Annotated in this window: 11 protein-coding genes; 7 read left to right on the plus strand and 4 right to left on the minus strand. The window is 71.9% G+C overall.

Features of this window, described 5'->3' with window-relative positions; all coding sequences use genetic code 11:
• From HEB94_RS22440 to HEB94_RS22455, 4 genes are read right to left on the minus strand one after another with little or no spacing between them, the layout of a single operon-like run.
• The gene (locus HEB94_RS22440) at window positions 1-993 is read right to left on the minus strand and encodes an AAA family ATPase (protein WP_192751717.1); all 993 of its coding nucleotides are present in this window, start codon (window positions 991-993) and stop codon (window positions 1-3) included.
• Window positions 990-2,330, minus strand: a complete 1,341-nt coding sequence (locus tag HEB94_RS22445; RefSeq protein WP_202896485.1) for a DUF4350 domain-containing protein — start codon at window positions 2,328-2,330, stop codon at window positions 990-992. The genes HEB94_RS22440 and HEB94_RS22445 overlap by 4 nt, the downstream gene beginning before the upstream one ends.
• Window positions 2,327-2,971, minus strand: a complete 645-nt coding sequence (locus HEB94_RS22450) for a DUF4129 domain-containing protein (RefSeq protein ID WP_192751718.1) — start codon at window positions 2,969-2,971, stop codon at window positions 2,327-2,329. Before HEB94_RS22450 ends, HEB94_RS22445 begins: the two co-directional genes overlap by 4 nt.
• Window positions 2,972-3,014: 43 nt before the next feature.
• Window positions 3,015-4,298: a hypothetical protein gene (locus HEB94_RS22455; RefSeq protein ID WP_192751719.1), complete on the minus strand. Its 1,284-nt coding sequence runs from the start codon at window positions 4,296-4,298 to the stop codon at window positions 3,015-3,017.
• An 81-nt stretch (window positions 4,299-4,379) separates the two neighbouring features.
• Between HEB94_RS22455 and mtrA the strand changes: the two genes are divergently transcribed.
• From mtrA to HEB94_RS22490, 7 genes are all read left to right on the plus strand, one after another.
• Window positions 4,380-5,057 carry an MtrAB system response regulator MtrA gene (mtrA, locus tag HEB94_RS22460; RefSeq protein ID WP_192751720.1) on the plus strand — a complete coding sequence of 226 codons (678 nt, stop codon included), beginning with the start codon at window positions 4,380-4,382 and terminating at the stop codon, window positions 5,055-5,057.
• A 245-nt stretch (window positions 5,058-5,302) separates the two neighbouring features.
• The gene (gene mtrB, locus HEB94_RS22465) at window positions 5,303-6,949 is read left to right on the plus strand and encodes an MtrAB system histidine kinase MtrB (RefSeq protein WP_192751721.1); all 1,647 of its coding nucleotides are present in this window, start codon (window positions 5,303-5,305) and stop codon (window positions 6,947-6,949) included.
• Complete coding sequence (locus HEB94_RS22470) at window positions 6,946-8,715, plus strand: LpqB family beta-propeller domain-containing protein (protein WP_192751722.1); 1,770 nt, start codon at window positions 6,946-6,948, stop codon at window positions 8,713-8,715. Before mtrB ends, HEB94_RS22470 begins: the two co-directional genes overlap by 4 nt.
• Window positions 8,694-9,455, plus strand: coding sequence for a ComF family protein (locus HEB94_RS22475; RefSeq protein ID WP_337917912.1), 762 nt, complete (start codon window positions 8,694-8,696; stop codon window positions 9,453-9,455). Before HEB94_RS22470 ends, HEB94_RS22475 begins: the two co-directional genes overlap by 22 nt.
• A 476-nt stretch (window positions 9,456-9,931) precedes the next feature.
• Entirely contained in the window at window positions 9,932-10,645 is a 714-nt protein-coding gene (hpf, locus tag HEB94_RS22480) for a ribosome hibernation-promoting factor, HPF/YfiA family (RefSeq protein WP_192751723.1), read from the plus strand.
• A 302-nt stretch (window positions 10,646-10,947) separates the two neighbouring features.
• On the plus strand, window positions 10,948-11,358 hold the full coding sequence (locus HEB94_RS22485) for a response regulator (RefSeq protein ID WP_192751724.1): 411 nt from the start codon (window positions 10,948-10,950) through the stop codon (window positions 11,356-11,358).
• A 75-nt stretch (window positions 11,359-11,433) separates the two neighbouring features.
• Window positions 11,434-12,636: a DNA glycosylase AlkZ-like family protein gene (locus HEB94_RS22490; RefSeq protein WP_192751725.1), complete on the plus strand. Its 1,203-nt coding sequence runs from the start codon at window positions 11,434-11,436 to the stop codon at window positions 12,634-12,636.
• Window positions 12,637-12,805 lie beyond the last annotated feature (169 nt).

Consider the following 12,805-nt stretch of genomic DNA (forward strand, 5'->3'; position numbering starts at 1 on the left):
CTACCGCGGCACCGGGACGCTGGCCAGGATCCCGTCGAGCACGGCGTCGGCGGACACGCCCTCGAGCTCGGCCTCGGGGCGCAGCTCGACCCGGTGCCGGAGCGCGGGCAGGGCCAGCGCCTTCACATCGTCGGGGGTGACGTAGTCGCGGCCGGACAGCCAGGCCCAGGCGCGGGCCGCCCGCATGAGCGCGGTGGCGCCACGCGGTGAGACGCCGAGCCGGAGGGACGGCGACTCCCGGGTGGCCCGGCACACGTCCACGACGTAGCCCAGCACGTCAGGCCCCAGCTGGACCGTCCCGACCGCGGCTCGTGCCGCCGCGAGGTCCTCCGGCCCGGCCACGGCACGCAGGCCCGCGGCGGCGAGGTCACGGGGGTCGAATCCCTGCGCGTGCCGGCCGAGCACGGCGACCTCCTCCTCCCGCGACGGCAGGGTGAGCTGCAGCTTCAACAGAAACCGGTCGAGTTGGGCCTCCGGCAGCGGATAGGTCCCTTCGTACTCGATCGGGTTCTGGGTGGCCGCCACCAGGAACGGTTCCGGTAGCGAACGCCCGGTGCCGTCGACCGAGACCTGGTTCTCCTCCATCGCCTCGAGGAGCGCCGCCTGCGTCTTGGGCGGCGTTCGGTTGATCTCGTCGGCCAGCAGCAGGTGGGTGAAGACCGGGCCGGGACGGAACTCGAACTCCGCCGTCCGCGCGTCGTAGACCAGCGAGCCCAGGACGTCGCCCGGCATCAGGTCGGGGGTGAACTGCACCCGTTTGGTGTCGAGCCGCAGGCTTGCCGCGAGGGCCCGCACCATCAGCGTCTTGGCGACACCGGGGACGCCCTCGAGCAGCACGTGACCGCGGCACAGGAGCGCGATCAACAGGCCGGTGACGGCGGAGTCCTGGCCGACCACCGCCTTGGCCACTTCGTTGCGGACGGCGAGCAGGGCTGCGCGCGCGGCGTCGGCGGGTGGGGTCGGATGGTCGGTGACGGTCGCCTGGTCGGTCACGATCGGCGTACCTCCTGCTCCAGCGTGTCGAGGTCGTCGGCGAGACGGACGAGTGAGCCGTCGTCGCCGGGTCTGGTGCCACCGGCGTCCGGGGCGGCGAGGAGCCCGCGTACCTGCGTTCCGGCACGTCCCGTGCGGGCCGTGACCGCCGCCACCAGCGCGTCGGGGGTGGCGTTCGGCGGCAGGCCGAGCAGCGGAGACAGCCGGGTCGCGGTCGCTTCGCGCAGTGCCTGCGCGGCCCGATCGCGGGCTCGTGCCCGATGGTAGAGGCGGGCCCGGCCCTCGACGGCCTCGGAGGCCCGCACGACCACCGGAAGCGCCTCGGGTACGACGGGTCCGAGCCGCCGCGCGGCGGCGAGCATGAGGAGCGCGAGCGCCACCCCGGCCTGGCCGACGCCGAACCGCAGCCCGTCCGGGAGGAGCGAGGTGAGGCTGCGGGGTTCCTCGCCGCCGGGCGTGCCCGGAGCGGGGACGTCGGACAGCGACGGGACGTACCAGACCAGCTCGCGGTCGCCGCCCAGCAGGTTCAGCGCCAACGCGGCGTTGCCGTCGTCGGCCAGCCGCGAGTTGGCGAACGACGTCGACATCCCCACGACGTCGACGGTGCGGCCGGCGCCGGAGTCGGCCGACGCTTGCCCGGCGGGGGCGGCCGGCTCGTCGGTCAACCGGAGCAGCCCGCCCCGGGTTCCGTCGCCGTAGCAGAGGCTCGCGGCGGAGTTCGGCAGCGCGCGGTACATCGGGCCGTCGACCCGGACCGCACCGGCTCGGCGGGCCGCGGGCAGGGCACAGCCGGGTACGCGGGTGCGGGCGAGCGCATCACCGGCGGGGACGGCGTTCGGGGCGAGCACGGTCAGGGCCTTCTCGCCCGGTGCGAAGAGGACGAGGTGCCGGGAGGGGGCGCCGGCGAGCCGGTCGAGTTGGGCGGAGACCAGCAGGTCGGGCTGCGCGACCACCAGGGTGGTGTCGGTTCCGGCGAGCCGCATCGCCGCGTCGAGGGTGTCGACCCGCCGTACGTCGACGCCGCGCTGGTCGAGCAGCACCGCGAGGGCACGGCCGCCGGGCTGGCGGGCCGAGCGCGGGTCGAGCGGGCCTCCGCCGGTGCCGGCCTGGAGCAGCGCGGACACCACGCCGCCGAGGACGAGGACGGCCACGATGACGAGGGGGCCGCGCAGCCGGAGCCAGCGTTCGCGGGCGGTGGGTTCGACCGACGTTTCCAGGGGGTGGTTCGCCTCGGCGTCGTGGCTGGTGGGTCCGAGGGGTCCGGCTGCGGACGCCTGGGCTTTTCTGGACGCCCTGCCTCGCCGCGGCGCGGCGCTCGGGGGCGCCGACCCCGTCACGGGATGCCGCCCTGGGCGAGCACGGGTCGCCGGATGGCGCGTACGGCGTCGTCGGCGGCCCGGACCAGTGCGTAGGTCTGCGCCGTGGCCACCCGCCCGCCGTAAGAGACCTCGTCGAACACCAGGGCGGCCGTGCGGAGGGCGGCCGCTGCGTCCGGCGCCACCAGGGCGCCTTCGCGGGCCACCTCGTCGGCGGTGCGGCCGGGCCGCTCGTCGAGGAAGGTGCGTTCCTCCAGAGTGCGGCCGAGGGCCCGGAACCCTTCGCGGACGGCGGTTTCGTGGTCGCCGCGGGCCGCGGCCTCCTCGGCCGCCGCCCGGTGCTGGGCCGCCGAGCGGGACAGGCCGGCGAACACCGTGCGGTCACCTCGGGCCCGTGCCCGGGCGAGGGCGCCCACGCGTCGCCGAACCACGACGACGGCGAGCGCGATGACGGCGGCCAACGCGAGCAGACCCCACCAGCCGCCGGGCGAGAGTGCGGCGATCGCGCCGAACAGCCGGACGAGGTGCTCCTGGGCCCAGGTGAGGAACCTCGACACGACACCGGGCTCGTCCCGGTGGTAGATGCCCTTGGTGAGTTCCTCCCGTGCCGCCCGGGCGGCGTCCGCGCCGCTGACGTCGATCGGTGGACCCGTGTCACTCACCGGATGGCCCTCCGACGGCGAACCCCACGACGGACGCGTGAACTCATCGGGTGGCCCAGGGCGAGCCCGGCGCCTCGATGCCGGCGCCGGTGCCGGTGACCTGGGCGAGGGTGATGTCGAGCCCTTCGCTGCGCATCCGTGCGTCGACGTAGACGAGGGCGTTGACGGCTGAGAGGAAGGCGATCTGGAGGACGGAGGAGGCGAGCGCGCCGATGCCGAGCACCACGAGGGTCACCGCCTCCGTACCGCCGAAGGAGTCGCCGACGCCCACTCCGATGCCCGTGGCGAGCAGGGTGAACGCGGTCTGGATGACCGAGGAGACGACGGAGGCCACCAGGTTGGCGACGACCAGGATGCCGAGCGTGCGCGGCGTGCGTCCCTTGACGAGATGCCAGGAACGGCGAAGCGCGGCGACCACCGGCACGCGACGCTGCTCGCCGGAGGGCAGAGCCGGATCCAGCGGTTGGGTCTCCAGGACCAGGACCGCGGAGGCGAGCGCCGTGCGGGTACCCGCGACGACGCCGACGAACACCGCGCCGATCCCGACGACGACGGCGAGAAGGACGCCGACGGCGAGGTTCAGGTAGAAGCCGAGGGCGACGACCAGGATGGCGACCGCGATCCCGACGGTGTAGGCGGCCGCGATGAGGAAGGTGAGCCCGAGCAGCCGCAACAGGTGCGGCCGGCTTGTCCGCCAGACTTCGCCGACGCTCGCGGGCCGACCGAGGACACCGCGGGAGACGGTCACCGTGATCATGCCGGTGAGCATCACCGTGGCGACCCAGCTCACCAGGGTGAGCGCGAGGACGCTGACGGCGAAGCCGGCCCAGGTGGCGTCGCTGATCCGGGTGATGTCGGTGTCGGAGGTCGCCGTGAAGATGTCGGCGAAGGCGACGAACATGGTGGCGAAGTACACGGCGGTCAGGACGGCCATGACGGCCGTCGACAGCCCGAGCATGATCTTCGGGTAGCGCTGCACGGTGGTGAAGGCGCCGTCGAGCACCTCGCCGAAGCCCAATGGACGCAGGGGAACGACACCAGGCTTGGGCGCCTGCGCCGCCTCCCAGGCCGGCCCGCCGCCCCACGAGGGTCCGCCGCCGCCCCAGGCCGGACGGCCACCCCACGCCGGGCCACCGGCTCCAGACGGGGCTTCGCCGGACGGGCCCGCACCCCACGACGGTGGTGTCGTGCCCCACCCCGCCGACGACGGCGTACCGGGGTCACGCGGGTCACCCCACCCCGACGTCGCGGGCGGTTGGCCCGACGGTTGGGACAGACCCTCCCCGGCTCCGGATTGCTCCCCGGGCGGCGTCCCGGTGTCGGTCATCTGGCGCACCTCACGTCAGTGGGTCGTTCTCCCGCGGGTCGTGTCGAGCCATCGTGCCACGCTCGGTGGGACGATGTGCTCATGAAAGGTCGCATTCTGGTCGTCGACGACGACATGGCGCTCGCCGAGATGCTCGGGATCGTGCTGCGGAACGAAGGCCTCGACGCGGTTTTCTGTGACTCGGGCGAGGCTGCGCTGGCGAAGGTACGTGAGGCCAAACCGGATGTCGTACTGCTCGACCTGATGCTGCCCGGCAAGGATGGTATCGAGGTGTGCCGGGAGATCCGTGCCGAGTCCGACGTACCGATCGTGATGCTCACCGCCAAGACCGACACGGTCGACGTGGTGCTCGGCCTGGAGTCGGGCGCGGACGACTACGTCGTCAAGCCTTTCAAGCCGAAGGAGCTGGTAGCACGGATCCGGGCGAGGCTACGGCGCTCGGACCGGGCCGTGCCGGAGACACTGCACATCGGTGACCTGGTGATCGACGTACCCGGCCACTCGGTGAAGCGGGGCACGGAGGCGCTGGCCCTGACTCCGTTGGAGTTCGACCTGCTGGTGTGCCTGGCCCGCAAGCCCTGGCAGGTCTTCGGTCGGGAAGAGTTGTTGGAGCAGGTCTGGGGTTACCGCCACGCCGCCGACACGCGGCTGGTCAACGTGCACGTCCAGCGCCTGCGCAGCAAGATCGAGCGTGATCCGGAGCATCCGGAGATCGTCGTGACAGTACGAGGAGTCGGTTACAAGGCAGGTCCGTCCTGAACCGGTCCGGGTCGGCCTGACCCAGGCCGACCTCGGTCCGTCGTCGGTCCGGTTCGCGGTCTGGTTGTCGGTCTGGCTTGGCTGGACCCCGGCCGCGGTCCGGGTTCGTCACGGACGCGCGGCGACTTGCACCACCTCGTACAGTCTGTGCAACGCGTGATGATGTGACGCCCGAACCAGTCGTCACGCACAGCAGTGGTTCACAAGCATCGAGTCACATCGCATCTCACCTCCCCTGGACACCCATGCAGACGCTGGACAGGACGCTGTGGCCGGCGGCCCGCCTCATCCGCCGGTCAGTCGCTGTCTGGCGCCGTTCGCTGCACCTGCGGGTGGTCCTGTCCACGCTGCTGCTGTCGGCGCTCGTCACCGTCTTCGTCGGCTGGATCCTGCTGCGCCAGGTCACCGACGGAGTCCTCGACGCCAAGGTCGCCGCCTCGGTCGGTGAGGCCTCGGCCGGGTTCCGGACGGCCCAGAGCGCCATCGACGCGGCCGAGCCGAGCGGCGACCCGAGCGAACTCACCACCCAGCTGGCCCAGGACATCGCGCTGCGCGGGGCCTCCGGTGGGCTCTACGACGTCGTCCTCGACGTGCTTCCGGCGGTCGGGGGCTCTCAGACGGTCTCGCGTTCGACGCGGGCGACCGTGCTGCCGACCAGCGTTCCCTCCGACCTGCGGGCCCAGGTGCGCGGCGACAAGGTGGCCTACCGCTACACGCTGATCCGCCGCGCCTCGGGCAACGACGTTCCCGGTCTGGCCGTGGGTTCGCAGCTGCACGAGCCGCGCAGCGGCGCGACCCTCAACGTCTACTACCTCTTCGACCTCCAGCAGCAGGAGGAGACCCTCAACCTGCTCCGGCGTTCCCTGGTCGCCGTCGGCGTCCTGATCGTCGTCCTGCTCGGATGCGTGGCGTGGTTCGTCACCCGGCAGGTCGTGACACCGGTCCGGCTCGCCCGCCAGGTGGCCGAACGGCTGGCCGCCGGCCTGCTCGACCAACGGATGCGCGTACGCGGCCAGGACGACCTCGCCCGGCTCGCGACGTCCTTCAACCAGATGGCCAGCAGCCTGCAGCGCCAGATCCGCCGGCTGGAGGAACTGTCGCGCGTCCAACGACGGTTCGTCTCCGACGTCTCCCACGAGCTGCGCACCCCGCTCACCACCGTTCGCATGGCGGCCGACGTGTTGTACGAAGCACGCCAGGACTTCGAGCCGGGAGTGGCCCGCGCCTGCGAGCTGCTGCAGGCCGAGCTCGACCGGTTCGAGGCGCTGCTCGGCGACCTGTTGGAGATCAGCAGGTTCGACGCGGGCGCGGCGGCGCTCGAACTCGAGGACCTCGACCTGCGCGGCCTGGTACGCCGGGTCGTCGACGGCGCCCGGCCGATCGCCGCCCGCAAGGGCAGCCGGATCGACCTGCACCTGCCGCAGGCCCCGGCCATCGCCGAGGTCGACTCGCGCCGGATCGAGCGCGTACTCCGCAACCTCGTCATCAACGCGCTCGAGTACGGCGAGGGTCGCGACGTCGTCGTTCGGGTCGGGGGCGACGACGAGACGACCGCGGTCTCGGTGCGTGACTACGGCATCGGCCTGAAGCCGGGTGAGTCGGCGATGGTCTTCGAACGCTTCTGGCGGGCCGACCCCGCCCGGGCCCGCACCACCGGCGGGACGGGCCTCGGCCTTGCGATCGCTCTGGAGGACGTCCTCCTGCACGGCGGCTGGCTGCAGGCCTGGGGTGAGCCGGGCCGCGGCGCGCACTTCCGCCTCACGCTTCCGCGGACCGTGGGGGAGGCGCTCACTCACTCGCCGATTCCGCTGGTCCCGGGTGGGACGACCGAGCAGCGGCTGGAGCGCCCGAGGGTGTCTGCGCCGGGCGCGGCGGCCGGAGGTGTCGGATGACGCCCACGGAGGAGGCCTCGGCGCGGTGGAGTCGGCGGACGCTGCTGAGGACGGGTGCGCTCGGGGTGTTCGGGCTGGTGACGGGCTGCGCGAGTGTGCCCGTCGACGGCCCGGTGCGGTTCGAGTCGATGGGTACGCACGAGGCCACCCAGACCTCGCTCCCAGTCCTGGTCAACGGACCCGATCCGAGCGACAGCGCGCAGCAGGTGGCGCGCGGGTTCCTCGACGCGATGGCGAGCTACCAGGCCGGGCAACCGGTGGCGCGCAAGTACCTCAGCCCGGCCGTGAGCGAGCGCTGGCAGCCGACGCGCGTCCTCATCTACGACAGCGCCACGCTGCCGCTGGCCGAGCCCAAGCCCGGTCACGTCGTGATCGACGTACCCAAGGTCGGTGACCTCGGCGTCAACGGAGACTGGACGTCGGCCAGGCCGGGACAGAAGCTCGCGATCGACCTCGGCATGACCAAGGTCGACGGTCAGTGGCGGGTCGGGAAGCCCCCCGACGCTCTGGTGATGTCGATCTACAACTTCCAGCGCGAGTACCAGCGCTACAACCTGTACTTCTTCGACCCCGAGTTCGAGATCCTCGTGCCGGACCCGATCTACCTGCCGATCCGCGGTCACGTGGAGACGCTGCTCGTCAACGCCCTCCTGCGCGGTCCGTCGAAGTGGCTGCGGCCGGCGGTGCGCTCGGCGTTCCCCGACGGCACCACACTCGCGGCCCCGTCGGTGTCGGTCGAGCGCCAGGTGGCCACGGTCGATCTCGATCCGAAGGTGGACGGGCTCTACGACCCCCAACGCCGTTACCTGCTCGCGCAGCTCACCTGGACCCTCGACCAGATCCCCCAGGTCAAACGGGTTGCGGTCACTGTCGGGCGGGCCCAGTTCAGTGTCTCCGGCGTCGGGTCGACCACCGACCGCGAGCACTGGGCGACCTACGACCCCCAGGTGGCGACCGCAGCGCAGGGGGCCTACGCGCTCTCAGGCGACCGGGTCGTCATCATCGGGGCCAACTCCCTGGTCCCGGTGAGCAGCCTGGCCGGCCGCAAGATCTCCGCGCGCTCGATCGCGGTGAGCGTCGTCGGCGAGCGCGGCTCCGCCCAGCCCCTCGACCCCGACACGAAGGGCTCGGCCGACTGGTTGGCCACGGTGTCCGCGGACGGGCGTCAGGTGATGGTCTACGGCTCGCAGGCCAACAAGCCGCGGGTGATCTGGCAGGGCGAGAACATCCTCGAGCCCTCCTGGGACCGCTACAGCAAGGTCTGGCTCGTCGACCGCAACGCCGGCCACGCGCGGATCGTCGCCGTCGACTCCCAGCAGGCCGTACCCGTCGCCGCGCCCGGACTGTCCGGGAACGACGTCCGCGCCCTGAAGGTGTCCCGTGAGGGTGCCCGGGTCGCCGCCCTCGTCCAGCGTGGTGGGCGGACGGTGCTGGTGGTCGGTCGGGTCGAGCGCGGTGAGGGCGTCGCGGTCCGTGGCCTGCGCGAACTCCCACTGCCGATGACGTCGATGACCGACCTCGCGTGGTCCGACCTCGACCGGGTCACGGTGGTGGGTGCGGACGGGCAGGCGCCACCACGCGCGACGATCGTCAGCGTGGACGGCTACGAGGTCGATCCGCTGACCGGCCCGGACTCCAGTGCGGTCGCCGCGGCGCCGGGACAGCCGCTGATCCTCGGTGGTACCGACGGTGCGCTCCATCGCGAGGACAAGACCTACATGTGGAGCAGGCGGGGGGAGGGCACGTGTCCGGCCTACCCGGGCTGACGACGCGTGCGCGCGGCTGGTCGACGCTCGTCGGCCGGCTGGTCCGGGACGACCTCGCCGACCTCGTGCTCGGTAGCCGCTGCGTCGGCTGCGGAGGGCCCGGCCGGGCGCTGTGCGAGGAATGCGAGCCGCACCTACGCCAGGCGGCGTTTCGGGCCGTCCCCGATCCGGAGCCGTCGGGGTTACCTCCGGTCTGGGCCATGGCGCCCTACGCCGGTGTCGTCCGTGCCGCCCTGCTCGCGCACAAGGAGCGCGGCCGTACGACGCTGGCGGCGCCACTGGGAGCGGCACTGGCCCGCGCGGTCGCCGCCGCGACCGGCTCGGAAACCAGACCCGCACCCACCGTCCTCGTCCCGATCCCCTCGACACGGTCCGTGGTCCGTCAGCGTGGTCACGACCCGCTGCTGCGGATCACGCGCCGGGCGGCCGGGGTGCGTCGGCGACAGGGTCGGGTGGTCGCTGTCGGTGAGGTCCTCGCCGTCGCGCGGCCGGTCGCCGACCAGGCCGGCCTGGACGCGTCGCGGCGCCGGGCCAACCTCGCCGGCGCCTTCCAGGTGCGGCGACGGGTGGGTGATCGGCTCGCCGGCCGGTCCGTCGTCCTCGTCGACGACGTGGTGACCACCGGGGCGACACTGGCCGAAGCGGCCCGGGTACTCCGAGCGGCCGGCGTGGAGGTGGCCGCGGCGGCGGTCGTCGCGGCGACGAGGCGGCATCGCCCGGCTTCTGGCCGGGTCGGGTGACGACTCGCCGATCTCCCGGGTTTCGACTTCAGCCGCATGGCGCTAGCGTTTCGACATGGCACCCGCCCGGGTCCGTGGTTGCGCCGGACGACAGGTCGACCTTTTGGCCGACGTTCGGCAAGCCGACGCCAGCCGCAGGCAAAACGGCCCACGTAAGGCGACTTCTTGTCGACCGATCACGGTGCGGCTTAGAAGTAAGCCCTGCCCCGCCGGAGGGTCCGATGCCCTCCGTCCCGGGAGAAGGGGATTAGTGGCATCCAACGCAAGTGCCGCCGCGAGACCCTCCGCAGGCGGATGTGGGGACGAAGACCAGGTCGGCCGGGCGGGCGCCTCCCATCATGAATTCGCTATATCACGCCAGAGACCGTCATATACACACGCAAGAGCGGGTATGACGCAACTGCGCCTGCCGGTCTCTCCCCGCGGTGCCCGGCAGACGTGCAGACCCCGGAGAGTTCGATATTGGGGAGGTTCACGTGGACGTTGTGGTCGTTGGTCGTCACTGTGCGGTGACTGACCGATTCCGTCGTCATGTCGAGGACAAGCTCACCCGCCTGGAGCCCTTCACAGCCCGGGCGATCCGAATCGAGATCGAGGTTTCCAAGGAGCACACCCGATCGGCCAGTGAGTCCGAACGCGTCGAGCTGACCGTCTACTCACGTGGGCCGCTCGTGCGGGCCGAGGCTTCGGCCGAGGACCCGTTCGCCGCGCTCGACCTCGCTCTCGACAAACTGCTCGCGCGACTACGCAAGGCCGCAGACCGACGACGTGTGCACCACGGCTCCCGAACCCCCATGTCAGTGGCCAGGGCCACCAACGGCCCACTCGACGAGACAACCGCGTCGATGGGCGCCGTCGAGGCCGCTCGTCCCCGACAGAACGGCGTCACCACCCTCACCACCGAGGAAGGGTCGGAGGACGAGGTCGCGGCTGGCATCGAGGTGACCGGTGACGGGCCACTCGTGGTTCGGGTGAAGGCACACGCCGCCACACCCATGACACTCGATCAGGCCCTCTACGAGATGGAGCTCGTGGGGCACGACTTCTACCTCTTCATGGACGCCGACTGCCACCGTCCGAGCGTCGTCTACCGGCGGCGTGGCTACGACTACGGCGTGATCCGGCTCGAGGAGGAGAGCGCCGCCGCGATGCTCGGCGGTGCCGAAGGCCAGGCGTACCGACAGCTCTAGGGCGCTCGCCCACCTCACCGCCCGACTCGCGGCGCCCCCGCGACCTGGGCACCGGAGCCGGTGTTCGGTCGGGATGCGGGCCTCTCACCTGGCCCGCATCCCGGCTGCCGGCGTCGTCGTCCTAGCATCGGGTGGTCCGCGGCACGTAGGCGGAGGTAGTCACGAGTCGGAGTACCGCCCGTCCACGGTGTCGCGCTCTTGGCCCAGACCATGCCGAGACGAAGGTGCGGAGTCCTGTGACGGACGGATTCTTCAGACAAAAACGGACTCAAGGTCTGCGGGAGCCGTGTCATCATGCGTCGATGACCGAGGCCTCGCACACGTGCGCGGGACCAGGTGCGGCACTTCCCCTCCGGGTCCTTGTCGTCGACGACCAGGAGCTGTTCAGCAGGGGACTGTGTCTTCTGCTCGACCAGGTGCCCGACATCGACGTCGTGGGCGAGGCCAGTGATGCGGACGCGGCGGTTCGCCTCGTCGCCGAGCACCTTCCCGACGTCGTGCTCCTCGGCCAGGGTCTGTCCGGCGGCGACGTCTGCCGGCTGATCAAGTCGGCCGCCTCGGCGACGCGCGTGGTGTTGCTCACCGGTGGCGCGGACGGTCGCGGGCCGGACCCGGTGGGTCGTGCCGGCGCCGACGGACAGGTCGACAAGGACAGCCCGATCGAGGACGTCGCGGCCGTCGTTCGGCTGGTCGCCCACCGCGCCGCCGCCTGAGCGGACAGCTACCGATCCGGGCCGCGCGACGCGGGTCGAGCGCGATGTCGGTGGGCAGTGCCAGCATGTCCTCCCGTGGAGATCCTCAGCGTTGACCAGGCGCGGCGCGTGGCGCTGGCTGCCCAGGGGTTCGCCGATCCGCGGCCCCGTGGACGCCCCGACGCGCGCTCGCTCGAGCGCGTCCTGCGCCGGGTGGGTCTGCTCCAGATCGACTCGGTCAACGTCCTGAGTCGGGCCCACTATCTCCCGCTGTGGAGCAGGCTCGGCGCCTATCCGACGAGCCTGCTCGACCGGGCGAGCGGTCGAGCACCGCGCCGGCTGTTCGAATACTGGGCCCACGTCGCGTCCCTCGTCCCGGTCACGACCCAACCCGCGTTGCGGTTCCGGATGGACCGAGCCTCCCAGCAGGCCTGGGGGTCGATTCGCCGGATCGCTGAGGAGAAGCCCGACTTCGTCGAATGGGTCCAGGCCGAGGTCTGTGACAAGGGCCCGCTGACCGCCCGGGAGATCGAGGTCGACGTTCCCCGCCGCCGGGACAACTGGGGCTGGAACTGGAGCGACGTCAAGACCGCGCTGGAGTTTCTCTTCTACTGCGGCGAGGTCACCTCGGCTCGGCGCAACTCCGCGTTCGAGCGCGTCTACGACCTGCCCGAGCGGGTGTTTCCAGCCGAGATCGTCGCCGCGCCCACCCCAACGGTCGAGGAAGCGCACCGTGAACTGGTCCGGATCGCGGCCCGAGCGCACGGCGTGGCCACCCTGCAGTGTCTGCGTGACTACTTCCGGCTCTCCGCGGCCGAGGCCGGACTCGCGGTCACCCAGCTCGTCGAGGCCGGTGAGCTGACCCAGGTCAAGGTGGCCGGCTGGAACCGCCCGGCCTATCTGCACGCGCAGGCCCGGCTGCCCCGCCGGGTCGACGCCCGCGCGTTGGTCGGCCCCTTCGACTCCCTGGTCTTCGAACGCACCCGAACCGAGAAGCTGTTCGGTTTCCGCTACCGCATCGAGATCTACGTGCCCGCCGAGCAGCGGATCTTCGGCTACTACGTGCTGCCGTTCCTGCTCGGCGACCAGCTCGTGGCCCGCGTCGATCTGAAGGCCGACCGGTCCGCCGGAGTTCTGCGCGTGCAGTCCGCGTTCGCCGAGGAGCACGCGCCGCCGCACACCGCGCAGGAGCTGGCCGCCGAGCTCTCCGCGATGGCCGAATGGCTCGGCCTGTCCGACGTGGAGGTGCGGGAGCGGGGCGATCTCGCCCGGCCGCTGCGCAAGGCCCTCCTCGCGTGAGCGCCACCCCGTTCCTCTTCTTCGACGGCGACGGCACGTTGTGGGACTTCGAGGGTGTCCTGCGGCATGCGCTGGGCATCGTGCTGGGCGAGATACGCCGACTCCGGCCGTCGCCAGTCAGCGACGCGCTGAGCGTCGAGACACTGACGGCCGACCGGAACGCCGTCGC

The sequence above is a fragment of the Actinopolymorpha pittospori genome (assembly GCF_014873875.1).
GTDB lineage: Bacteria > Actinomycetota > Actinomycetes > Propionibacteriales > Actinopolymorphaceae > Actinopolymorpha > Actinopolymorpha pittospori.